The 25,165-nt window shown below is 38.5% G+C and carries 22 protein-coding genes, 1 pseudogene and 1 other annotated feature; of the genes and pseudogenes, 4 read left to right on the top strand and 19 right to left on the bottom strand.

The genetic code is table 11. The features are described 5' to 3' along the window. Nucleotides 1–16: 16 nt before the first annotated feature. From atzF to F907_RS07715, 4 genes are all read right to left on the bottom strand, one after another. Complete coding sequence (atzF, locus tag F907_RS07700; protein ID WP_016652384.1) at nt 17–1,843, bottom strand: allophanate hydrolase; 1,827 nt, start codon at nt 1,841–1,843, stop codon at nt 17–19. Between the two features lie 249 nt (nt 1,844–2,092). Next, the gene (locus F907_RS07705) at nt 2,093–2,449 is read right to left on the bottom strand and encodes a winged helix-turn-helix domain-containing protein (RefSeq protein ID WP_005275285.1); all 357 of its coding nucleotides are present in this window, start codon (nt 2,447–2,449) and stop codon (nt 2,093–2,095) included. A gap of 58 nt (nt 2,450–2,507) precedes the next feature. Continuing rightward, nucleotides 2,508–3,617 carry an S-(hydroxymethyl)glutathione dehydrogenase/class III alcohol dehydrogenase gene (locus tag F907_RS07710; protein ID WP_032862179.1) on the bottom strand — a complete coding sequence of 370 codons (1,110 nt, stop codon included), beginning with the start codon at nt 3,615–3,617 and terminating at the stop codon, nt 2,508–2,510. Between the two features lie 48 nt (nt 3,618–3,665). Beyond that, nucleotides 3,666–3,941: a metal/formaldehyde-sensitive transcriptional repressor gene (locus F907_RS07715; protein ID WP_004653592.1), complete on the bottom strand. Its 276-nt coding sequence runs from the start codon at nt 3,939–3,941 to the stop codon at nt 3,666–3,668. Between the two features lie 293 nt (nt 3,942–4,234). Between F907_RS07715 and F907_RS07720 the strand changes: the two genes are divergently transcribed. Next, entirely contained in the window at nt 4,235–5,743 is a 1,509-nt protein-coding gene (locus F907_RS07720) for a phospholipase D family protein (protein ID WP_016652382.1), read from the top strand. 20 nt (nt 5,744–5,763) lie between these two features. Here the strand turns inward: F907_RS07720 and F907_RS07725 are convergent, their stop codons facing one another. Together F907_RS07725 and F907_RS07730 are read right to left on the bottom strand one after the other, a co-directional pair. Continuing rightward, a complete protein-coding gene (locus F907_RS07725) occupies nt 5,764–6,354 on the bottom strand; it encodes a uracil-DNA glycosylase family protein (RefSeq protein ID WP_016652381.1) in 591 nt (196 codons plus the stop codon). Between the two features lie 340 nt (nt 6,355–6,694). Beyond that, entirely contained in the window at nt 6,695–8,650 is a 1,956-nt protein-coding gene (locus tag F907_RS07730) for a hypothetical protein (RefSeq protein WP_016652380.1), read from the bottom strand. A gap of 456 nt (nt 8,651–9,106) precedes the next feature. Here F907_RS07730 and F907_RS07735 point away from each other — a divergent pair, with 456 nt between their 5' ends. After that, nucleotides 9,107–9,739 carry a glutathione S-transferase family protein gene (locus F907_RS07735; protein WP_016652379.1) on the top strand — a complete coding sequence of 211 codons (633 nt, stop codon included), beginning with the start codon at nt 9,107–9,109 and terminating at the stop codon, nt 9,737–9,739. A gap of 183 nt (nt 9,740–9,922) precedes the next feature. Here the strand turns inward: F907_RS07735 and F907_RS07740 are convergent. The 3 genes and pseudogenes from F907_RS07740 to F907_RS07755 form a co-directional block, all read right to left on the bottom strand. Beyond that, nucleotides 9,923–10,267, bottom strand: a pseudogene (locus F907_RS07740) (lysozyme); the annotation flags it as partial. 30 nt (nt 10,268–10,297) lie between these two features. After that, nucleotides 10,298–11,517 (bottom strand): IS3-like element ISAba19 family transposase gene (locus F907_RS07745; RefSeq protein WP_087486619.1). Its coding sequence is split into 2 segments (ribosomal slippage): nt 10,298–11,241 and nt 11,241–11,517, totalling 1,221 coding nucleotides; the frame shifts between segments, so codons are not numbered across the junction. Next, nucleotides 11,126–11,242, bottom strand: a sequence feature (AL1L pseudoknot). (Overlaps the previous gene by 117 nt.) Nucleotides 11,518–12,218: 701 nt before the next feature. Continuing rightward, nucleotides 12,219–13,316 (bottom strand): LLM class flavin-dependent oxidoreductase, encoded by a 1,098-nt coding sequence (locus F907_RS07755; protein WP_016652376.1) that lies wholly within the window; start codon nt 13,314–13,316, stop codon nt 12,219–12,221. Between the two features lie 303 nt (nt 13,317–13,619). Between F907_RS07755 and F907_RS07760 the strand changes: the two genes are divergently transcribed. Beyond that, complete coding sequence (locus F907_RS07760) at nt 13,620–14,105, top strand: DUF2867 domain-containing protein (protein WP_016652375.1); 486 nt, start codon at nt 13,620–13,622, stop codon at nt 14,103–14,105. 82 nt (nt 14,106–14,187) lie between these two features. On the opposite strand, the gene F907_RS07765 is transcribed toward F907_RS07760, so the two are convergent. From F907_RS07765 to F907_RS07785, 5 genes are all read right to left on the bottom strand, one after another. After that, nucleotides 14,188–16,518, bottom strand: coding sequence for a TonB-dependent receptor (locus tag F907_RS07765; protein WP_016652374.1), 2,331 nt, complete (start codon nt 16,516–16,518; stop codon nt 14,188–14,190). A gap of 163 nt (nt 16,519–16,681) precedes the next feature. Further along, a complete protein-coding gene (locus F907_RS07770) occupies nt 16,682–17,554 on the bottom strand; it encodes an MBL fold metallo-hydrolase (protein WP_016652373.1) in 873 nt (290 codons plus the stop codon). 10 nt (nt 17,555–17,564) lie between these two features. Further along, the gene (locus F907_RS07775; protein WP_016652372.1) at nt 17,565–17,975 is read right to left on the bottom strand and encodes a DUF6691 family protein; all 411 of its coding nucleotides are present in this window, start codon (nt 17,973–17,975) and stop codon (nt 17,565–17,567) included. Then, nucleotides 17,975–18,391 (bottom strand): YeeE/YedE family protein, encoded by a 417-nt coding sequence (locus F907_RS07780; RefSeq protein ID WP_016652371.1) that lies wholly within the window; start codon nt 18,389–18,391, stop codon nt 17,975–17,977. The genes F907_RS07775 and F907_RS07780 overlap by 1 nt, the downstream gene beginning before the upstream one ends. 469 nt (nt 18,392–18,860) lie before the next feature. After that, nucleotides 18,861–19,841 carry a zinc-dependent alcohol dehydrogenase family protein gene (locus F907_RS07785; protein WP_016652370.1) on the bottom strand — a complete coding sequence of 327 codons (981 nt, stop codon included), beginning with the start codon at nt 19,839–19,841 and terminating at the stop codon, nt 18,861–18,863. Nucleotides 19,842–19,965: 124 nt separating this feature from the next. Between F907_RS07785 and F907_RS07790 the strand changes: the two genes are divergently transcribed. After that, nucleotides 19,966–20,862, top strand: a complete 897-nt coding sequence (locus F907_RS07790; protein WP_016652369.1) for a LysR family transcriptional regulator — start codon at nt 19,966–19,968, stop codon at nt 20,860–20,862. A gap of 301 nt (nt 20,863–21,163) precedes the next feature. Here F907_RS07790 and F907_RS07795 read toward each other — a convergent pair whose 3' ends face one another. From F907_RS07795 to kdsA, 5 genes are all read right to left on the bottom strand, one after another. Next, on the bottom strand, nt 21,164–21,640 hold the full coding sequence (locus F907_RS07795; RefSeq protein ID WP_016652368.1) for a DUF6438 domain-containing protein: 477 nt from the start codon (nt 21,638–21,640) through the stop codon (nt 21,164–21,166). A gap of 133 nt (nt 21,641–21,773) precedes the next feature. Then, the gene (gene ispD, locus F907_RS07800) at nt 21,774–22,487 is read right to left on the bottom strand and encodes a 2-C-methyl-D-erythritol 4-phosphate cytidylyltransferase (protein WP_016652367.1); all 714 of its coding nucleotides are present in this window, start codon (nt 22,485–22,487) and stop codon (nt 21,774–21,776) included. Next, nucleotides 22,471–22,842, bottom strand: coding sequence for a cell division protein FtsB (gene ftsB / locus F907_RS07805; RefSeq protein WP_005275230.1), 372 nt, complete (start codon nt 22,840–22,842; stop codon nt 22,471–22,473). The genes ispD and ftsB overlap by 17 nt, the downstream gene beginning before the upstream one ends. Before the next feature lie 125 nt (nt 22,843–22,967). Next, complete coding sequence (gene eno, locus F907_RS07810) at nt 22,968–24,257, bottom strand: phosphopyruvate hydratase (protein ID WP_005275229.1); 1,290 nt, start codon at nt 24,255–24,257, stop codon at nt 22,968–22,970. A 45-nt stretch (nt 24,258–24,302) separates the two neighbouring features. Further along, complete coding sequence (gene kdsA, locus F907_RS07815; protein WP_004653722.1) at nt 24,303–25,160, bottom strand: 3-deoxy-8-phosphooctulonate synthase; 858 nt, start codon at nt 25,158–25,160, stop codon at nt 24,303–24,305. Nucleotides 25,161–25,165: the final 5 nt, after the last annotated feature.

The raw sequence follows: 25,165 nt of genomic DNA, 5'->3' as shown, positions 1-25,165 counted from the left end.
TGATTCCTCTCAAAAATTAGTTGGCTGCATTGGCTGATTGACTGTTGCGATGCTGGATATAAGCTCTCCAACCGCCAAAATGGCTGATATTCTCTGCATCACCTAAGCCATACGGCTCACAAATAAAGCCTTTGACCCAGCGACCATCTTCCAGTTCAACATTGCCCATGCCCAACGGCGTTGGGATTTCTGCCACAAACTCGCCAAAGCGCGCTGTAGGTACATCCCACAATTCGACAATGATGTTTTGCCCCTCTTGCTGACGCGCCAAGCCTGGTTTTGGGGGAACAGTGCCATTTAAGGCATATAGGGCATAATCCTGAGAGGTTTTAGTGGTTTCGACATGTACTGCACCACGTGTGGTGAGCTGAAAATTCAATGGCATGCCTGTCAAATGTGCACCGACAACCGCGACCCGGATATGATGAGGAGATACCAAAGTTGGTGCACTGATCGATGATGTTTTATCTAAAGCACCGAGTTTTAGTGACAAATAGTTTTGCCAAGCTTTACCAAAATGTACCAAGGCTGCATCATGCCAAGCAGGTGCAATCAAAGTGATACCAAATGGTAAGTTGTCTGCTCTAAAGCCAGCGGGTAATGCCAATGCGCTTAAATCGGCGAGATTGGTGAAATTGGTATACGTGCCGAAATGTGCGTTATATTCAATCGGATGCTGCTGTATTTGTTCAATGGTATAAATCGTTGGCGAAGTTGGCACAATCAACGCATCAAATTCAGCCAAACTGTCCTGAATCTTTCGAGCCAAATCTAATCTTAAATATTCAGCGTTGTAGGCATCGATAGCAGAATATTTTTCACCTTGCCGCACAATTTCCAGTACTGTCGGATCAAAATCATCGGCATTGCTTGTAAGTAAATTCTCGACTGCAGCAGTACGTTCTGCGACCCAAGATCCTTGATAAAGCTGTGCCGCCAGTTGTTCAAAAGCAGAAAAATCAATTGGTGTAATTTCAGCATTAAAACTTTCCAGTAATTGGATGGTCTGTAAAAAAGCTTTTTCTGCCTGTACATCACCAAAGAAGTTCAATTGATTTGGTATTGCAAACTTCAACTGACTTGAGAAGCGTGCAGGCACATTCTTAGGATGCTGACGTGAGTAACTATCTAAGGCATCATAGGCTTCGGCTTGAGCGGCAACCCATTCAGCATCCGCCACAGTTAAGGCAAAAATTGAAATACAATCAATACTTTTGACTGCTGGTAGTAAACCACGATTAGAAAAACGACCTTTGGTTGGCTTTAAACCCACAATATTATTGAAGCCCGCAGGTATACGGCCTGATCCTGCAGTATCTGTACCCAGTGAAAATGGAACTAAACCACGTGCGACCACACTGGCTGAGCCCGAGCTTGACCCCCCACTGACATATTCCGGTTTGAAACTATTCGGTACTGCTCCAAAGGGTGAACGTGTTCCAACCAATCCTGTTGCAAATTGATCAAGGTTAGTTTTACCAATGACTATCGCACCTGCTTGTTTGAGTAGACGCACTGTTTCGGCATCTTGGGTGGCAACTGTAGTGAGTGCCTTACAAGCTGCTGTGGTGACAAAGCCAGCCACATCAATATTGTCTTTAACGGCAAACGGTATACCGTAAAGCGGAAATTGTTTTTGCAGGTTATCCGTATCTTGTGTTCGTTGCGTTAAGGATTGGATTTGTTGTTGCAACAAATCGCTGCTTGCAACAGAAATCCAAGCAACATCATTAGGATCAATCGCTGCAACCAGTTCTTTTAAAATATCCAGCTGGATCTCTTGTTTTGAATACGCCGTTTGCCATTCAGAAATTGTCCAGCCTAAAGTTTTTAGTTCGCTCACTTTATGAATCCTATCTTGTATACAAGTTTGCATAGATAGAAGCAGAAAGTGTGCCAGTTTTATTTTTTATAAAATAATCAGAAACTTAATCATTTAATTGGATTATTGATAACTTACATGACTCAGCACTGGTGCCAAAACACGTACCACAATAATGCCTATGCCTTATAAGTCAGCACAGTTTCAACAAGTAAAATTAAGAGCAATAAATTGGGGGGAGTTTCATTGAAGTTAATTATTTTTATAAAATTATTTATTTACTTTCAAATAATTAGATAATTCTTCGAACTCAGTCGCTACTGCCTGAATCGCTTGCTGTTCCATCGCTCTAAATTTTTTGAGCACGACTTGCCCCAATTCGGTCACCACTGCACCACCACCATGCGTTCCACCTGTTTGAGTTTCGACCAGATTGGAATGAAAGCATTGATTCATGGTATCCACCAGTTGCCATGCACGGCGGTAACTCATATCCATGGATTTTGCGGCTTGAGAAATTGATCCTGTACGCTGAATTGCATCCAATAACTCTGCCTTACCCGGGCCAAAGGCAATCTGTTCATCAGATAGAATACGAACATGCAGTTTTAAGCGTGGTTTTGACATCAAGATCTACTCAAGATTTGATGATGTATCGCACACCATCAAATCTTATCTTTAAAATTTAGAAATGAATCACGGTACGAATCGACTTGCCTTCATGCATCAAGTCAAAGGCATCATTAATATCGTCCAACGGCATGGTATGTGTTACGAATGGTTCAAGTTGGATCTCACCCTTCATTGCGTCTTCTACCATTTTTGGTAATTGGCTACGACCCTTTACCCCACCAAAAGCAGTTCCCATCCATTTACGTCCTGTCACCAACTGGAATGGACGCGTTGAGATTTCCTGACCTGCACCAGCAACGCCAATAATCACAGATTGTCCCCAGCCGCGATGTGCACATTCCAGTGCTGAACGCATGACATTGGTATTGCCGATACATTCAAAAGAATGGTCAACCCCCCAACCCGTCATTTCAACAATTACTTGTTGAATCGGCTGCTCATACTCTTTTGGATTGAGGAAATCAGTGGCACCGAACTGTTTTGCCAACTCAAATTTATCTGGATTGGTATCCACTACGATAATACGTCCTGCTTTGGCTTGACGAGCGCCTTGTACCACAGCAAGGCCGATACCGCCTAAACCAAAGACAGCGACGCTATCGCCTTCCTGTACTTTCGCCGTATTATGTACTGCACCGATACCTGTAGTCACACCACAACCCAATAAACAGACTTGTTCATGATTGGCTTCAGGATTGATTTTTGCCAAAGAGACTTCCGCAACAACGGTGTATTCGCTAAAGGTTGAACAGCCCATATAGTGATAAATCGGTTGGCCATTATACGAGAAACGCGTTGTACCGTCTGGCATCACACCTTTACCTTGAGTGGCACGAACCGCAACACAGAGATTGGTTTTACCCGATTTACAGAATAGGCATTCCTTACACTCAGCGGTATACAACGGAATGACATGGTCACCAACCGCAACACTGGTCACACCTTCACCGACCTGAACCACCACCCCAGCACCTTCATGCCCCAGCACTGCAGGAAAAACACCTTCAGGATCATCACCAGATAACGTAAAGGCATCGGTATGACACACACCTGTATGAGTAATTTTGATCAGAACTTCACCTGCCTTCGGTGGTTCAACATCAAGTTCTACAATTTGTAATGGTTCACCTGCGGCAAAAGCCACGGCTGCGCGGGATTTAATCACAATGATACTCCTTAGGGTCGGTTGATATTTCAGTTGCCCTATTTTTTACTTTAAATAAGATTTAAGAATTTTACTGACTTGAATGAGCTCTTGACTGCGTTGCAACTCAGAAGATTCACCGACAACCAAAGTATCTTTTAAATGAATTTCGAGAAGTTCAGTCATCAAACCATTTAATGCACCACGAACTGCACAGATTTGCTGCAAAATATCAGCGCATTCGGTGTCATTTTCCAAAGCACGTTCAACGCTCTGGACTTGACCTTGAATTCGCCTTACACGTGTGAGAATCTTTTTTTTATCCTCTAGTTGTTTAGGCATAATGAGACCAGATTGAATCCAAAAATATACTATACACCAGTATAGTAATTTAGCTCAATATTTACTGATTTATATTCTATAAAACTTAGTTTACAGAAAGTTATTTACGGAGAAAGAAATGAGGAGTGCGATAAGATTTTGATTATAATAAGATTTACATTTAAACCTTGGAAATGAATAACATTTAGATATATAAGAAAATCAATTAGCTATAAATTACTGTTGGGCTCGCACGTTTGATCAATAAAATGATAAACAAATCATACCATTTCAAGATCATCACACTTGCTATCATGTTAGGAATTAGTGGCTGTTCTTTGCCACCCAATCAGAAACATGATCGGAGTAACTCCTTGCATACTAAAACAAAGTGGATGAATGATCCACAAGCCGATCTCAATATTGAAAAGGGTTTAACAGCTTATTTAGCTTTAGATGATGCCTTTTTAAGTATTGCTTCTCGTATTCACTTAATTCGAAATGCCAAGCATACACTTGATTTACAATACTATATTTGGAATGACGATGCGATTGGCAACCTGATGTTGCATGAGCTGTTAAAAGCGGCTGATCGTGGGGTGAAAGTCCGTTTATTGATTGATGATCAAAATGGCATAAAACTGGATAAAACCCTAAAAGCCCTCGCCCAGCATCCAAATTTTGAAATCCGTATTTTTAATCCTTATAAATTTAGACACTTACGCGTTATTGATTATGTTTTTAGACTAAAACAAATCAATCATCGTATGCATAACAAACTCACCATCGCCGATCATTCAATTGCAGTAACAGGTGGTCGCAATATCAGTAGCGAATATTTTGAAGCCAGTGATCAGTTCCAGTTTAGTGACATGGATATCTTATTCTACGGAAAAGCCGTTGATCGAGCGGAACAGGTGTTTGATGAATTTTGGACAAATCATCTGAGTTATTCGACTGAACAATTAATGGGCTCTGGTACTGCTCAGCAACTTGAGGATCTAAGAAATCGCTATAGAACTTTAGATCAGATTGATACCCCCACAGAAGATAAGCTAGAAGCAGCACAAGACTATTTAAAATTACGCCTCGAAAATTATCCAATCCAATGGGCAAAAGCACATTTTGTGGCCGATCATCCCAATAAAGCCTTAGGGCAAGCAAAAGATCAGCAATTATTATATTCGCAAGTTCTCAACATTATGGGCAAACCAGAACAACACATGGAGTTGGTATCTGCTTATTTTGTTCCTACCAAACGGGGTACAGCATATTTAAAGCAACTTTCTCAAGATGGTATCAAGGTTCGTGTTCTGACCAATAGCTTGGTGGCCAATGATGTCGCTGTAGTACATTCTTTTTATAGCCAATATCGCAAACCACTTTTACAAAGTGGCGTGCAGCTCTTTGAGTTTAAACCGAATATTGAACGTAAAAAACGGACTTGGTATGAAATTGCCACTGGTAGTGTGATTCCAGTTAAAGGCAAGAATCGCTCTAGTCTGCATGCTAAATTCTTTGATGTAGACGGAAAAGTTTTTATTGGTTCATTTAACTTTGACCCCCGCTCCGCCCATTTAAATACAGAAGTTGGTTTAGTGGTTGAATCTGACCATTTACAAGACCAAATTACCGCCATGCTTGATCAGCATTTGTTACAAGTGGCATATCAACTGAAGCTTGATTCAAATGGCAACATTGTTTGGTATGAACATAAGCAAAATGGTGAAGTGGTTGAACATCATCATGACCCTGAAAGCACCAGATTCCAGCGCTTTACCATGCACTTTGTGTCTTATTTTCCAGTGGAGTGGATGATGTAGCACATCATCCACTTATACAGCTATACCAAACCAATTTGCTCAAAAAACTGTTGGTATGCTTCTGCTTTCTTATCAAGTGCTAAAGGATATGCCCGCGATGATGAAGGTAAGCGATATAGATTCAGCTCACGGTTGATATAACTCACTTGTACCGATTGGCCAATCATCGGCTTAATTACTTGCTCTGGAAAATGCTGCATCAGCGTATCTGTAGCTTTATCCCCCGTTGTCATTATGGTGTGACACAGCGGTATTTGCTCAAGTAATTTAGATAGATTTGTAGCTGTGACAATTTCTAAAAACTTATCTGAGGCATTACCTTGCAAGCGTTTCACTTGGTAAGCGGTGTCAAAGATTCCAACGCCAATTTGGGTTAAAAACTCGCGAATCTGTTGTTCTTTAAAATTCTTCTTCGGTAAATCTAAAAAGTGATCTTTATCTTTAAAAAAAATTAGACCAAAGATACGCCACATATCATTTTGATAGTTAGGATAGTAAAAATTCATCTTCCAGCGGCTTTGTGGCGGTGGAAAACTGCCTAGCATCAATAGCTTCGCATTGGAAGGTAAAAACGGTTGTAATGGATGTGTTTCTATTTCTATATCAGTCATTTATATAAAGAGCCAAATTAAAAAATTAGTGAGAAATTTTAATGATTTTATAAAATTTTTCAGTTTTTTGCTTGGTTCTTTTGTTGGTCAAAATTTCACCTTCACAAAATTTTCGCAATATCATTTTTTTCTTTGAGCTTTGAGTTAGCCGATCTGACAGCAATAAATTGCTTCCAAGACATAAAAAAACCGCTTAAAGAAGAGGTTTGAGTAGAGGTCAACAAGTTAAGAAGCCTTCCTTTCATCTAAGCTTTTATAGGAGTCTTCCTACTCTTTACTGAAATTCATGGAATCTTGAATCATGCTTTCAATGATATGGAGCTTATAAAGCCCCGTTCTTTTACAAACCTAATATCTTATTTTGCCACGATGAAGGAACAGATACCCCTTTATCTAGTCTACTTGTTATATCAGAACTGATAGTACCTCTAGAACGTATAAGATTTACTATATGTGGGGATGTATCAGCATAGTTTCCCTGAATTAGTTGGGAAACTGCAATTCCTGAAATAGCTACATTATTCAGTAATAGTGTAATATTTGATGATCCATTATAGTCGCAGTAAACTATACCACCTGCCATAATTTTTAAATTACCACCATTTATTGATACAGAGTTGTTTCCAGATCTTGTCCAAAATACTGAATTCTCCACAGTCCCTTCAACATTACTCTTCATAAGATTACAATCTGAAATTGAAAAATTAACATTATTTAAAATCAAATGGCCATTGAATATTAACGTTGGAGCTGTTGTGCTTAATGTGGATATTTCAACATTATTATTTAATATAAAAATATCATCTAATGAGTATGACCCACCACTTACAAAAACAATTCGTGCTTTTTTAGAACCATTTTTAATACTTTTATCTCCAAAAATGAATTTATCAGTAACCCTCATAAATGCTTCATTGAGTGTCAAAAGAGGCTCACTGTTTATCTTCCCACTATTTAGATCATTACCTGAAGAGCCCACATAAATTGTCCCATCATCCTCTGAATATGTAACACCTCTTTTATATGCATTTAAAGATAAAGGAACTTGTAGAATAGTATTGTACTGATTAATAATCTTAAAGATATTTTCTTTAGCAGTTCCATCCTTATTTAGTGAGTTAATAATAATTTTTGAATTAATTCCAGAACAGAATATAGAATTATCATATGATCCAACATAAGAGTTAATGATAAGTCCTGTTGGATTGGCAAATGTAACCAAACCATAATCAATTGCTTTTTCTGTATATAAAACATTCAAAGCATAATCTCCATTGCAGATAGATGTATTCACATGATTCCCTTCACAAGTTAGGTTTTGTGAAGATGCTCCATAAGCATATCTTGAGATAAATCCAAACCGTTTATTCATATTATTTAGTGAGGTATCTGTTCCCGTATCTGATCTAAAAAAATTCACTAAGTTTGTAAGAGCAAGTGGTTCTTGGTCTGTCCTAGCATTGTAATAGCCATCAAAATTACAATTATTATTATCAAACATAGCTAATAAACCACACTTATAAGAGAGTGCTAAGCTATCAACTTTTGAAGTCCAAGATGCATTCATAATGATGCCATAGTCAAAGCCAAAACAAGCAATATTAATCTTTGATCTTGGTGCATTTTGAATTCGAGCACCAATATAGCCACGAGTTCTCTTTTTAGTAACGATATTGAAATCTAATAATTCTATATCGGGTGTATGGCTGATTAACCCATTATCATACTGGTTGCCATCTGTCATTTCATCATAAGTAACGCGAACGCCATTATTTTTCCAGTTTGATGTTGATAAGGCAGGCTTTCTTGGGTCAGTAAAATCGGTAACAATCCTTGAAGCAAACTTAGTAAATTCTTCTTTAAATGATAATTTTCCACTTCCTTTGATTTTTGTCCCAGCGCCAATCCATAGTGTATCAGTAATAATATACCCTTGTTTTGTGGATGGAATCCCTAGAACCAACTTACTTTCACTATTATTCATGGCTATGACTGATGTATCAAACTGGGTTGGACTAATAAAATCTAGAATTTTTTGTAATTGTAATGTGCAATCTGTTCCCTCTATTGCTCCTGCATATTCGGGATAAACTTCAAGTCCGTCCCATTGTCTATCCCATCCATTAAAAGTAATAACACCATCATTAATATTGGATTTTGATTCATTATATATAAAAAATCCATCGCCTCCCTTACCTCCTGTATGGTAAGACTTAACATAAACAGTTTGCCCATCTACTGGACTTTGAATAGCTGTCAGTTCTGCAATACTTTCTACTGTTGTTATAGTACTCATAATTTTTCCTAATACTTGAATTAATGATTTTGATAATGACCCTTTTCATTTGTAACATTGGATTCTTGTGAAACGAAGTCTATAGAGACTAAATAATAATGCTGCGTATAATTGGATGGTTTATCAAAAAACTAGATGGTAAATTAACCTTGAGCACACTGTAAGCAAACCGAGATGCTGACATTGGTTTTAATTGAGTGGGCTATACAGCTCGAAAAAAGAAGGCACAGCACTGTGACAATCGATGCCATGGTTGATCGTTGGCACATACATATAAGTTACTTTTTTAAGAACAGCCCTCGCTCTGCAGCACGATGGAAAACTAAGTCTTTCATTGCTTTTCAGCCACCTTCGCTCCATAGAGCAAATTGATCAGTAGCAACTATAAACTTAAGTGTATATTGAGTCGTGGAACATGGGGAAATTGCCCATAAAGTTTTTAAAACAGGAATTATCATGATTACATTACATCACTTAGACCAATCTCGTTCTTTCCGCATTTTGTGGTTACTCGAAGAAATCAAGCAGCCGTATCAGTTGCAACGCTATTACCGTGACTTAACTACTCATTTGGCACCTGAGTCACTCAAAAACATTCATCCTTTAGGAAAATCTCCTGTGATTGAATGGCAAGGTAAAGTCATAGCGGAATCAGGAGCTATAGTAGAATTATTAATTCAAAGGCTTGCACCACATCTAGCACCAGATATAAATGACGCTACTTATGCAGATTATCTCCAATGGATTCACTTCGCTGAAAGCTCTGCGATGGTGCCATTTTTATTAAAAACTTTTAATGCGATAGAAATTAAACATGGAACCAAGTTGGTATTTCTAGAAAACTATACTCAAGTTGAGTTTGATAAAGTCTTTGGTTTTTTAAATGATTATCTAAAGGATAAAACATTTTTGGTGGACGATCGTTTAACTGGGGCAGACTTTATGATGGGATTTGGACTTCACGGCTTAATCCATCATATGAAACAAGGTAAAAATTACCCGCACATTCAAAGCTATGTCGAACGTTTGAGCTTACTGCCAAGTTGGAAAGCAGCAGAAAAAATCGAACAAGATGGAGTGCTGGTCTAAAAAAAGCCTCTCTCAGAGGGCTTTTACACATAATTTTACTAGAACCAGCTTTGGAAAACTTTCCAAGTGCCGATGAAGTAGAATATGTAACACGAGTCAATTTGGTGATTGAGAATCAGATAAAAAAACAAAAAATGCAGGCGCTAAAGATGAATGAACTCACCAAGCGCCTGCAGTAAATAATTACTTTTTTAAGAATAGCTCTCGCTCTGCTGCACGGCGGCGAACAAGCCCTTTCATAACTTTACCACCACCTCTATTCCATTTCGGAAATTCGTCAGCTGCAGCTTTATAATAGCCAGCATTCAACTCTTTGACCAATGTAGACCCTTTAAATGCACCCTCGCCAATGTTGTAAGTCAAACTGACTAGCGCATCAAACTGATTTTGAGTAATCGTTACCTTTACAACTTGATTCACGGTAGCTTCAAAGCGCCTCAAATCATGTTGAAAAAAGGACATTGCTTGCGTTTTGGTACAGCTATCACCCCTTTTCACTCCTATCCCATTTGGATAAACTGAACCGTACCGGGTTTGTCGGAGACTTTTTTATTTAAGTTAAGCCACCTGACCTAACGGGTTAATCTTATCATAGTACATTGCTTCAAACTCAAAAGGCGATACATAACCCAGTGCACTGTGTACACGCTTTTTATTGAACCAATCTACCCAGTTTAGTGTCGCAAGTTGTACATCTGCTAAACCTTGCCAATCTGCTTTTAAATATTCAATCACCTCTGTTTTGTATAAGCCATTCACCGTTTCAGCCAGAGCATTATCGTATGAATCACCCGTTGTACCGACTGATGCTCGTAAATTTGCTGCTTCTAAACGATTGGTATAGCGAATGGAAAGATATTGCACACCTCTGTCGGAATGATGAATCACATTCTTTGGCATGCCTCGATCATGCAATGCTTGCTCTAATGCATCAAGCACCATATCTGTATTCATCCGTGTAGATACTTTCCATCCAACAATTGCTCGTGAGAACACATCAATAACAAATGCGGTATATACCCAGCCTGAATGAGTTTGAATATACGTAAAGTCACCCACCCATAGTTGGTTTGGATGATCAGCATTAAAATTACGTTTCACTAAATCATCTGCCCGTTTTTGGTCATCTCGGTTACGGGTGGTTTGTTTATTCTTACCACGCCAAACACCTTGTATACCTAGCTTTTGCATCAATCGAGCAACTGTACAACGTGCAATAACATAACCCTCACGTTTCAATTTTTGCCAAACTTTACGTACACCATATCGACCTGAACTTTCTTTCCAAATTCGTTTAATTTGTTCAGCATGATACTCATCATGTAGATCTCGTTTCGCTCGATGTTCTGGATTGTCAGTGAGATCTAAAGTTCGGTAATAGGTTGAAGGTGCAATCGGTAAAATTCTACAAATCGCTTCAACACCATATCGATCTTTATTGTTATGGATAAAATCCACCATTATTTGTGTGGGCGGTCGAGCTCCGCCTGGGCGAAAAAAGCGGCTGCTTTACGTAGAATTTCATTGGCACGTTTTAATTCTTTAATTTCACGTTCCATTTGCTTCATTTTTTCTTGGTCAGATATCTGTTGTACTTTGGCAGGATTTAGTTGATCCAGATGCTTTAAATACCAAACACGCAATGTTTCAGGAGTACAACCGATTTTAGGAGCAATAGCTGTGATTGCTGCCCAAGTAGAAGGATAATCTTTTTCAGATTCAATTAGTAATTGAACCGCTCTTTCTCTAATTTCGGGGGTATAGTTTGGTTTTGTCATCGGGATAGTCTCTCAGAATATTGACTCTCCGACAAACCCGGTACGGTTCACCATTGATAGAAACCCTCTTATTCTCCATATCTAAAATAGATACACCAACCTGCCATCCCTTTTCTGATAGTGATTTAACCTGCTCTTCAAGAGTCGCAGCCATAGTAACTGACAGCGAAGAACCAAACAAAACAACAGTTATGGCAGATTTCAATAAAGATCTCATCGTGTATCCGTATATAATAAAACTAAGTAAATACCGCCAAGTATACCTTTAAAAACTGACTTACTTCAGCAGATCAAACTCTTTAATAATTAAGAAATTAGTTAAATATATTCAAGAGTAAAGTCCCTATCCGAGGGCTTGTATGCATATCCCAACATGAATATTATTAAGGGTTGTATATTCTAGAAATAGAACAAGAACACAAGTGCTAAAGATCAAAAGAATTACTAAGCATCTACAGTAATAAATTACTTTTTCGAGAATAGCTCACGTTTTTAACTACCAGTGATATTTCTGTTCAGACAGTTGTTATTCTCAAGTTTAATTATTGAGGTTTTTTATGGCATAAGAATTTGAACAATCCATCCAATAACTCATCACTATAATGAAATTTTTTTCATATAAATAAAGGGCTCAGCGCAAATAGTGACAATCTCCGAATGCTCAAAGATTGTCACGATATTCATTAAGAAGATAGCTTCAATTATATATGAGCTTTCAGTAAGCCTTTGTCTTTTAGGATTGGCAAGACATGATCTCTAAAATACGGAAACTCTTGCGTATAATTAAGGAAAGACAACGTACATCCTGAAAAACCTGTTTCCTGTAACTGTATTAACCCTGTTGCAACCTGTTCAGGCGTACCAACTAAAGGAAAGCCGCCATGACCAACAGCAATACGTTGACGCAGTTGTTCTCGTAAATCGTCGGGAAACGATTTACAGAAGGAGAATAAGGTATCCATTAAATGTTGTACTGCACCATGATCAGCATGATTCAGTTGTCGATCCCACTCGGCTTTAGCTTCTTCTTCCGTAGGGCGACAAATTACATGCGCAAAGGTCAATACCTTGATGTTTCGGCCTAAATGCTCAGCTTCATTTTTGAGTTCTTGAATCTCAGTCACTGAACGCGCCAAGTCAGATGCAGGTGTAAATAAAAAATCTGAGTTCTTTACAGCAAACTCACGGCCTTCTTTAGAACCTGCTGCATTAAAAATCGGTGGAAATATTTGTGGATTCGGTTTGCCATACGTACCTCGAGTTTGGAAAAACTTCCCATCCCAATTAAACGGCTCAGTGCTTTGCCATGTTTTTTTAATTAACTCGTACCATTCTTGTGCATAACCATATCGAGTCTCATGATCATCTGGTAATTTTAAACCCATTGCATCATATTCAGGCTTGTTCCAACCCGCAACAATATTTAATCCAACACGATTATCACTGACTTGCGCCATAGTCGCGATTTGTTTGGCAACCACAATTGGGTGATTCAGCACCGTATGTAGCGTAGCAAAAATTTGAATATTTTTAGTTTTTGCCAATAAAGCCGATGTCCACGTCACAGTCTCTAATACTGTTCCATGAAAATCCTTTTCACCGCCATGGCCAATAAAACGTGCGGCAGATAACATGAAATCAATTCCCGCCTCATCTGCCATTTCTGCCAATTTTAAATTTTGACTCCAACTGGCATCCCAACCGTCATCTAAGGTTGAAGGGGTTAAGCCGCCTGAACAATTAGCAGCAAAGATACCGAGTTTAAAATGATCAGATAAATTGAAGTTATGTTGAAGCATGTTATTTCCTTTTTCATATAAATAGTAAAGGGGTACAAAATTTATTTATCAAGTAAAGTTCGTCGTTATAGAAATCATCACAACTTCCACGATCGTATTGCTTAACCAATTATGTGAAATGTGATTAAAAATTTAATCAAATAAAGATAGTCTAACAAATAATATACTGAGTGAATAACTTTTTATATTGTTAACCTTTCTCATAAATACCAGATTTGGCATATTTTCTTGATTGACACCTCTTTAAACTTTAACCTATAAATTAAAATCATTTTCATACAATTATAAGATCCAGGAATAGCAATGCAAAATCAAAAAGACGTTGATTCTTTGGTTGCGCCATTAGAAGCGCTAAATTTTCTGCATCAAGATTATCAATACATCAATAAACAACTCAATGCTCTTCAAGCCTATCATTTGATGACGGGGAATCCACCATTTTGGCTACGTATCGCCTTTAAAATCAGAGATTTCTTAAGCTTAAAACTAGCAGGTGTACAACCTATTCAAGGTTTTGGCTCACCCAAGGCACAAACTGTTAAAGTGAATGATAAGTTGGATTTTTTTGATGTGATCAAAATCACAGAGACAGAATTATTTTTACAGTCAGCAGATAAACACCTACGTGTATTAGTGGCTTTGCAAATTCATGAGCATGATCACATCAAGAATAAGCTGAGCGTTACAACCAGTGTGGTGACTTATAATTTTTTTGGAAAGGTCTATATGCTGCCTGTTTCTTTGGTTCACGGACTGATTGTCAGAAACTCATTAAAAAATTTAAATTAAGCAGTTGAATGGGCTATCACTAAAAGCGAACATTCAATATCGCTTTTAGTGAACCGACTCGAAGTTTGTAGCTCAGAAAGAGCTATATTTTCATATTAATCCCCAGTTGAAAACCTCGTCCAGGTAAGGGAGCAATATATTTCAACGGTGAATTATGCGGTCTCGCTTCTTCATTGAGTAAATTTGAACCGTTGAGGAACACATCAATATCTGAATTTTTTAATTTTAGATGCTTACTAATCTGCATATCGACCATATTAAATGCTGGCAATGGTACTTCTTCTGACACGTTCTTACCCAGATATTTAGGTTGATCATAATAAATACTCGACAAACGTGCTGCCCAATCTCCTCTGCTCCATTCTATGTTCGCACCATAACGATTAGTGGGCATGTTTGGTAGATAATTACCATCATTAAATAAACTGGTCCGACTTGGATTTAGATTCTTATTTTTCACCAAATCAGTAAATGCACCCACTGTAAAAACACCCCATTGCTGAGTATTGATTTTTTGCTTCAGATCAACTTCAAAGCCTGTAATTTCAGTATCGGTTTGGGTCCAGTATTTGAGAGGGAGTCGATTGGCCGTCTGCATGCCAGAGTGCGTGAGATAGAGATAGTTCTCATATTTCATCTTATATACCGTCGCTTCCAGATTAAAATCTTTATAGCTAAATAAGCCCGTAAGCTCGGTATTTTTGGATTTTTCTGGTTCTAGTTTTTGATTGCCTTGCTCATTGATCATAATGGAATAATGATTACCGCTGGCATAAAGCTCATTAAGCTCAGGTGCACGCTCAGACACCGAATATCTGAGTTTCGCTCCAAAATAGTCATTGATTTTAAGATAAGAACCAAAACTATAACTTTCCAGATCAAAACGGGTGTCTTGTAGCTTGGTATTGGCTGAATTACGGGCGACCTTAAAATCACTGTCTTTGATCGAATGATCAACACTTTCTTGGCTATAACCTGCATCAAAAGAGAGTCGTTCCAAATCAATTTTCTCTTGAATAAAGATGGCTTGGGTCTTGGTATTGACATTGGGAAGATAACGTAGCTTGCCCTGTCCTTCAACGCTACGGTTACTTTGACTCAGCCCAAGTAAACCATTCACATAGCGACTAGGTTGATGTCGCAATACAATTTCGGCTTGTTTGGTATCAAAGCGGTAATCATTTGCAAGCTGCGTACCGAGATATTCTCCCGAACGATTGATCACCTGATTCGCTTTGATATCAATGCCCTTTAAAAAGGGAATATCAAAATTAAATTGACTATCTAGGCTGTATTTTCTTTGATCGGTTTTTACACCAACTGGCAAACCATCCTCATAAGAAGATTGAAATGACTTATTTTCTAAAGAAAAACCTGGAACCCCATAGGCATTTTTCTTCGAATCTGCACTCAAGCCAATATAGCCATTTTCCAAGAAATAGGTACTGCCAATCGCATAATGCTGATTTTCTAAATAGCTATTACCTAATTTTCGCTTGTAATTTGGGGTCACATCTTGATTAATCTTGTTTTCTTTAAACTTAGGTGTATCAGGCTTATATTCAGGATTGGCTGGGTTGGTATAAGTCTTACCACTCCAAACAGATGTCGGTTTATCGGTATAAAATGAAAACTGGCCATCTGCCCAATCTGGATTTTCAGTCATAAATTGATCGATATATTTTTGCGATGCGGTGTTATAGATCCGCTGTATACGTGCATCCTTCTGACATGCATCTGCCAAGGCTGAACTTACCCCACCCGTTGCAGGAAAAATTCCACTATTACATTGTTCAGCTTTGCTATTCCCCGGAATTTTATACGACGAAATATCCTGTTTAGAAAATATGAAGTTGGTTGCAAAATTACGTTGGTTATTTAAATTCAGCTTAAAGCCATGCGCATCAGTATTATTCCACCCTTTTCTCACCGCCAGTTCAAGATTGCTATTTTTCTCTGGCATATCTTTACTGATCAAACCGGTCTCGACATTGACACTTCCTCCGATCGCATTGCCGCCGTATCGAACACTATCTGATGATTTATTGATGCGAATCGCTTGGCTGAACAATGGGTCAAACGGAATACTGATATTGCCACTTATGGCATTCATGCCATAAATCGACTGCCCGTCTTCAAGAATCTGTACACGATTCCCACTTAAACTTCGAATAACAGGTGCGCCTGCATTGGGGCCAAAAGAACTGCTTTGTACGCCTGACACCTGCTTGAGTGCATCCCCTAAAGTTTGATGTTGTGAATTGCGATTCTCTATAACGGCATTGTTCCCGATTGAAAGATCTGTTTCTGCTTTTAAACTAATCTTTGGCAAAATTACAGGACTGTCCTGCTCATTTGCCGATGCTTGCTGATGAATAAATAGAATGGCGATTGCTAAGACTTTGTGACGCACGTTGAACTCCTTAATTATTATTGTTATGTTATAATATAACAGTTAAGTGTTCAAACAAAACTTAATCTCCATTTTTTCTGCTAAATATGGAATGTATGCAAAAATTTGATATAGAAAAGCCCAGATGACTCAAAAAGATCTGAGCAATCTGGGCTTTTCTCTCTTAGAGACTAAAGTAATTTAACGGCAGTTTTAGATAGCGAATGCCATTCGATTCCGGTTCTGGGAAGCGCCCTGCATCCATGTTAATTTGAATTGCAGGCAGAATAAGCTTGGGCATCGATAATGTTGCATCACGGCTTTGACGCATCTGTACAAAGTCCTGTTTAAGCGTTTTCATATTGATATGAATATTATGCTGCTTTTGCGTGCTAATACTGGTTTCATACACATATTCATCTCGACCTTCAGGCTTATAGTCATGACATAAGAAAACACGCGTTCGCTCAGGAAGTTGATAAAGCTTTTGTACAGAATCAAATAACTGATCAGCACTTCCTTTGGGAAAGTCACAGCGCGCCGTGCCATAATCTGGCATGAATAAGGTATCGCCAACAAAAATAGCATCACCAATGATATAACTTAAGCATGCAGGAGTATGTCCTGGTGTTGGTATATTATATGCTTCTAAGTTTCCGATACTGAAGTGCTCATTGTCCTTGAATAAATAATCAAACACTTGATGCGTATTAAAATATTTAAGATCAAGATGATAAATTGCACTAAAGGTATCCTGAACAATCGCAATTTTCTCACTCATGGCAATCTTGCCGCCAAGCTTTGATTTTAAATATTGTGATGCGGTTAAATGATCTGCATGAACATGCGTTTCCAATATCCATTCAACTGTGAATGCTTGAGATTCAATATAACCAATGATCTCATCTGCATGTTGTGTGGAAGTGGAAGCCGAGGCAGCATCATAATCCAAAACACTATCAATAATGGCACAATGCTTTGTTTCAGGATCATGCACAACATAACTAAAGGTATTGCTCTGTTCATCAAAAAAGGCTTTAACTATTGGATATTGCATCGCATTTCTCCTACTGTTTAGCCCAAAGACGGTGAATCAACATACCGAATAGCATTGCGCCTATAAAATACCAAACCTCAAAATAACCCAATCCGATCAAGGTAATTGCGGGTGCTGGGCAAATACCTGCAATTCCCCAACCCATACCAAATAATATCGCACCTGCGATCAACTTCTTATCAATTTGATTATTCTTTGGTAAAGCAATCACCTCACCGGATAATGTTTTGGGATTGCGTAAGGCTTTTTGAAATGGGATAAATGCAACCGCAATTGCACCAATCATCACAAACATCAAGCTAATATCCCAAGTGCCAAAAATATCTAGAAAGCTCAACACTTTCTCAGGATTTGACATGCCTGAAATCAATAGACCCAATGCAAATATACTGCCAAAGATAAACGCAAATAGATTTTTCATTACGCGGCTCCCAGAATATGACGTACGACATACACCGTAACAAAACCAGCGAACATAAATGTGATTGTGGCAACCATCGAACGTGGAGATAAACGGCTAATCCCGCAGATCCCATGCCCACTGGTGCAACCTGAACCTAAACGTGTCCCAAAACCCACCAACAGCCCAGCAATGATCAAAGCGAGTGGAGACGACTGCATGATAATTTCAGGCTTTACAAAAATTTGATAAATAAATGGTGTAATAATCAGACCCAATAAAAACCAAAAAGCCGAACTACTCAAAAATGTTTTGGGCTGTAATAATTGGGCAATCAGACCACTCACCCCTGCTATACGCCCATTGACGTATAAATAACCTACAGCAGCTAATCCAATTAATGCACCACCAATCAAAGCTAAAAGAATACTAGTCATCATCCTCTCACCAATCAATATATATTTTTATAATATATTATTTAAAATAACATTTAAATAAACTTATTCAATATTAGCGCTTAATCGCTAATATTTATGAAATTTGGCATATATTGGTAAATATTTTTAAAAATTAAGTATTTTAATTTGAATAATAAGCATACAAAATGGTGATCAAACAGCGTTAAAGTCCTTCAATGAGCCAACGCTCCAAAAGCGGACAGTACTCCGTCTGTACACTAAGCTGGAAACTCGGTCACGCGAGTATAGATAGATTTTTCGTCGATCAACCTGATCAACTTCTGCTTAAAAAGTCACTTTCTCACCATTTGGAGAATGATCAGATATTAAAGTTCAAAGTTCAATGGCTTGCATCAGCAGGTTGATGCTGTCTTCTCAACCATTATTAAATTTTGGTGAGTAAAACAAGCAGCCATATTTCAAGATATATAGCTGCTTAATCAGTCTATTAAATAATATCGACCACAACTTTAATTGAAGCAGAGCCACTTTCTAGGTAATCATGAGCTTCAAGCGCATTTTCCAGAGTAAAAGTACGTGGATCAACAATAGGTTTGATTTTTCCCGATTCAACATACTGGGTCAATTGTCGCAAAATATCACCATGATGGGCTCGTCCTTGACCCGATAACATCGGTAATAACACAAAAACACCCGAAATGGTTGCAGCACGTAAAGAAGATGGTGCTAAATTGATTTCACCAAAGGCATAACAGCTTGCAATATGTCCATAGGGTTTTATAGCGGACAATGATGCAGCAAGCGTATCACCGCCTACAGTGTCATAAATAATATCAAACCCCTGACCTCCAGTATATTTCTGCACATAATCTTCAACACTTTCTGTTGCATAATCAATTGCTGTCACACCCAGCCCCTCAATCATTTTCTGACGCTTTGCTGAACCAGTCGCATAGACATGTGCACCTTTCGCTTTCGCAAGTTGGACAACCATATGACCAACACCACCAATACCCTGCACTAAAACCGAATCGCCCTCTTTTATTCGAGCCTGATCAACCAAGCCTTCCCAAGCTGTTAAGAAAACTAGCGGTAAAGCCGCGGCTTCACGCATAGATAAATTTTTAGGCTTAATGGCAAGTAAATCGGCATCTACAGCAATATATTCTGCTAAAGTTCCTTGTAGCCCTCGGACACCACCAGCGAGACCATAGACCTCATCTCCGACCTTAAAGGCTGTAACATTGCTCCCAACTTCGACAATTTCACCTGCCATATCTGTTCCTAATACTGCTGGCAGGACTGGATCTGCATAAGGTGCAGCACCTTCACGGATTTTATAATCAATCGGGTTAACACCGCTGCTATGAATTTTTACTAAAACTTCATTTGCATTAATCTCAGGAATTGGAATTTCAATAAGATTAAATTGCTTAACATCATAACTTTTCAGGATTTGTGCTTTCATCTAATTTACCTCTATGCATAAATAAGTCGCCGGACAATCAGGCTAATAATGAAATGTACTGAAAAAGTTAATCAAAAAAAATGATATAATATGGATTTCTTAATTCCATAATTTGGAATAACTAATGAATAACTATTTCGAATTGATTAAAATCTTCTGCACAGTTGCAAATGTAGAAAATTTCAAAAAAGCGGCGATACAGCTAGGGAAATCCCCACAATCAATTACACGTGCGATTCAGGAATTGGAAGAGCAGAAAGGTGAGATTCTTTTTTATCGAAGTACACGAGGTCATAAAATTACTCGTGAAGGTGAAGAATTATTAAGACAGGCCCAACCTTTAATGAACAAAATTAATGAGCTGGTCAAAAATAGTGCTCATGAAGCTGTTGAGGATGTTTCAGGCCATATCCGTCTGACCATGCCAACTACATTTGGCCGACATATTATTATCCCCCTAATTTCAAAGTTCCAAATCGATTATCCTGAGATAAAAATTAGCTGTATCCTGACTGATGAACACAGTAATGTCATTATGAATCAAGTAGATATTGGTATCCGTATTGGTTTTCTGAATGACAATCGCTTTGTCTCTCGTAAAGTCATGAACATGGGATTTCGCGTCGTCGGTGCTCCATCACTGATAAACAGAGTTGGACAACCACAACAGATTGAGGATCTGAATCATTTTCCAATTATTGCATTCGAAAACTTATCTTCGAATCAATATTGGTTCTGGGGATTTGAATATGATCAGGCTTTTATGCCCAATTTACCTCTCTTTTCAACCAATGATCTTGATGCTTATTGCCAAGCATTAATTGATGGGATTGGTTTTGGTCATATTCCCGACTTTCTAGCTTTACCGATGATTAAACAAGGTAGCGTTGTTGAGGTGATGCAAAATATTAAATCATCGCCTTGGGGCTTATATTTATATCGTCCACAATTAGGACCAACACCAAAACGAATAAAATTACTATATGACTATCTCATTGAAAATTTGTTAAAAAAAGAATAATGGCTGTTTGTAAGCTATCAATCCAGTGTTTGGGTTTCATTTAACCCTTTCAAATTTATCTGGGTTGAAGTATCCCTAATATACTGAGGTAATACATACGCTTTAATGGTGCATCTTCCAGAACCATTTGGCCTTGTAGCCTTGTGAATCCTGAAGATAGGTTGTTGTATTGACTTATACAACAACCTACTTTTTACGTTTCAATATAATCCTCAGCATTGTTACAATAGCAGTATAAGCAGCTGATTTTACTTATACTTTTACTGAAAATGCTGATTTTATCTATATTTTAGCAATGCGTTTAACGAACGAGATCTTCAATACCAATCAACTTTGGTAATTTCTCAATCACCTTGTTTAACTCAGCGTTTGCAGGTGAAATACAGCCCGTATAGTGGCTTAATTTAGTGACTGTACCATCTGGACGTTTCCAAGCAAAATAAGCACTTTGCTGATCACTGGCTGTTTCAGCACAGCCTGTCGTTTTTACATTTGCACCTGTTGCCGGGCGATAAGTTTTTAACTCTTGTTGCAGCTTGTTATAAACAGAAGGATCAACGGTTAAGTCCTGACTACCTGTTACTTTGGTATATTGTTTACCATCAAAATGAACAGCCCCTTCAGGTGTAATTTCAACTGAATAAATTGGACATGTACCGAAACAAGGACTAGTCGAATAACGAATGCTTTCTTGTACAGTATCCTGAGGTTGTTGAGGTGTCGTTGCGCAACCAACTAAAGAAAAAGTGAAAAGGCCCGCAAGTAATAATTTTTTCATCGGTTGATCCGTTATAAAGTATGTTATTCAAATTTAACAAATAGTAGAAATTTTGTCATTTAGATTGATGTAAAAAGCAGTAAAATTCATCTAAATTTACTTAGGCTATTTTGCGCTTATTAAAAAACTGCTCTTATGCAAATGAAGAATGACTTTGAGATTGAAGAATTAATCGTGCGAGTTCTAAGTCGTCAGCATAGGTAATTTTGATATTATCAGAGCGACCTTGTACCACTTGTACAGGTTCATTCACATATTCTAAGGCACTCGCTTCATCTGTTATCGTAATATCATGAGTTAAAGCTTTTTCAATCGCATTTTTTAGTACACCGAGTCTCGCCATTTGTGGCGTCTGTGCTTGCCACAATAATTCACGGCTTACGGTTTTTTTGATCTGGTTTTGACTCTCCACCTGTTTTAAGGTATCTCGAACTGGAATAGCCAAAATGGCACTTTGATTTGAAGTTTGTGCTGTCTGAACAAGTTGGGTTAGACATTCTTTCGTTACACATGGACGTGCAGCGTCATGGACCAATACCCAATCATCTTCATGGGCAATTTCAGATAAATAGATCAAGGCATTTAAAACAGAATGTACCCGCTCAGCACCGCCCCAGCAAAAATGCAGTTTATCTATATGCTGAAAAGACAGGGTTTTCGCAAAATTATCATGTTCACCAATGGCAAGCACATAACCGGCTAAATCTAACGAATTCAGTCGATTGACGGTGTGCTCGAGTACGGTATGCTCTTGAATATACTGGTATTGTTTTAATTCAGTTTTTGAAAAACGACTGCCCGAACCTGCTGCTGGTACAACCGCCCACAGCTTAGTCTGGGTTTTCATTGGTTGCCGTGTCTTCTTTTGCGTTTGGATCAATATAAATTGGTTTGTAATGGGTACTAATGGTACTCATTTGCACGAACGTCTCATTCGGTTTAACTAAACCTAAATCTAAACGTGCATGTTCTTCAATGGCTTCACTACCACTTTTTAAATCAAAAACTTCTGCGGCTAAAATACGATTGCGTTCTTTTAGCTCAGTATTAATTTCTGCTTGTTGCTTAATTTGCTGAGTCAAAGCTTGGTGAGGGAAATATCCCCCCTCACCTAGCCAAAATTGATACTGTAAGCTTGCCACCAAAGCGATGACAAGCACTAGAATCAATTTACTCGAGGTCGATCGAAACATCTCTATCATGAAAAATTCCTTACATCCTTCTAAGAGGAAGATCACTTGCAAATTCTATAGGATTATGAATTTGCAAAGTTTCTCTCTTTTGTAAAGAAAGATGATCAGACGTATTCAACATAGAGAAATTGACCTTATTTTAGACCTTTGAATTCAGCTTTACCGCGGTAAGCTGCTTTCGTTAATTCTTCGATACGAAGCAATTGGTTATATTTCGCTACGCGGTCAGAACGGCAAAGTGAACCAGTCTTGATTTGACCCGCTGCTGTACCTACTGCCAAGTCTGCAATGGTTGAATCTTCAGTTTCACCAGAACGATGTGAGATTACAGTACTATAACCATTTGCTTTCGCAAGATAGATTGCATCTAGAGTTTCAGTCAACGTACCAATCTGATTATATTTGATCAGAATCGAGTTACCCACTTTCTCATTAATACCACGTTGTAAAATCTTAGGATTGGTTACGAATAAATCGTCGCCAACCAATTGGATTTTGTCACCGAGGATTGAGGTTAAGTAGCTCCAACCTTCCCAGTCAGACTCATCTAGGCCATCTTCAATCGAAATGATTGGGTATTGGTTTACAAGACCTGCCAAATAGTCAGAGAACTGGTTGCTTGTGAATGCTTTATTGCCTTCACCTGCAAGCACGTATTGACCATTTTTGTAGAATTCTGAAGATGCACAGTCAAGTGCCAGCATAATATCAGAACCAGCTTTGTAACCCGTTTGGCCAATCGCTTCAAGAATAACAGTGATTGCTTCTTCGTTTGAACGCAAGTTTGGTGCAAAACCACCTTCATCACCCACAGCAGTGTTTAAACCTTTTTTGTTTAAAACTGATTTTAGCGAATGGAAGATTTCAGCACCAGCGCGTAATGCTTCAGCAAATGACGTGAAGCCTACAGGCTCAATCATGAACTCTTGAATATCAACATTATTATCTGCATGCGAACCACCATTGATGATGTTCATCATTGGTACAGGCATGGTCAAAGTCGTTTGACCGCGAAGATCAGCGATATATTGGAAAAGAGGAATTTTCTTTTCATCTGCAGCAGCGCGAGCAGCAGCCAATGAAACGGCTAAAGTTGCGTTAGCACCTAATTTTTCTTTGTTTTCAGTACCATCAAGTTCGATCATCGTATTATCGATGTCTTTTTGCTCAAATACTGATTTGCCCACTAAAGCGTCACGGATAATCGTATTTACGTTATTAACCGCAGTTTTAACACCTTTGCCCAAATAACGTGCTTTATCGCCATCACGAAGTTCTAAAGCTTCACGAGAACCAGTTGAAGCACCAGATGGTGCACATGCACGACCAACAACCCCAGATTCTAAAATAACGTCTGCTTCGATGGTTGGGTTACCACGAGAGTCCAAAATTTCACGTGCGCGGATGTCAACGATTTGGCTCATGAACAATTCCTCTGTTGAATGAAAAACAAGATGCAAGTTATTGCATCAATGGGTGTCTAACTTCTTGAATCCTTTAACCAAAGTATCCAATTCTTTTAATTGTGCCAAGAATGGCTCAAGCTGAGATAAACGCAATGCACATGGTCCATCACATTTTGCAATTTCTGGTTCTGGATGTGCTTCCAAAAACAACCCAGCTAAACCCGTCGCCATACCTGCTCGCGCTAAAGTCGTGATTTGAGCACGACGACCACCAGCAGAATCTGCACGACCGCCTGGGGTTTGCAATGCATGAGTGACATCAAAGAATACTGGTACATTCATTTCTTTCATGATATCGAAGCCAAGCATATCAACAACCAAATTGTTATAGCCGAATGCTGAACCACGTTCACAAAGAATGAGTTTGTCATTCCCAGCTTCCAAACACTTATGCAAAATATGACGCATTTCATGTGGCGCTAAGAACTGTGCTTTTTTGATATTGATAATGGCTTGAGTTTTTGCCATTGCTTCAACAAGATCAGTCTGACGACTTAAGAAGGCAGGAAGTTGGATAATGTCGGCAACTTCAGCAACAGGCGCTGCTTGGTAAGGCTCATGAACGTCTGTGATAATTGGCACATTAAAATGCTTTTTAATGTCAGCAAGCCACTCTATTCCCTTTTCAAGACCTGGTCCACGGTAAGAGTTCAGGCTTGAACGGTTTGCTTTATCAAAGCTCGCCTTAAACACATAAGGAATATCTAAGCGCTTGCAAATATCAACATAAGTTTCAGCAATTTCAAAGGCTAAATCTTTTGACTCTAATACGTTCATTCCGCCAAATAATACAAATGGCAAATGATTTGCCATTTGTATATCGCCTAAACGTACAACTTCTTGTGGTTTTAATTGTGACATTTAAA

The organism is Acinetobacter colistiniresistens (genome assembly GCF_000413935.1).
Taxonomy (GTDB): Bacteria; Pseudomonadota; Gammaproteobacteria; order Pseudomonadales; family Moraxellaceae; genus Acinetobacter; species Acinetobacter colistiniresistens.
Note: the sequence above shows the minus strand (reverse complement) of the source record. Positions and strands in the feature narration are given on the sequence as shown.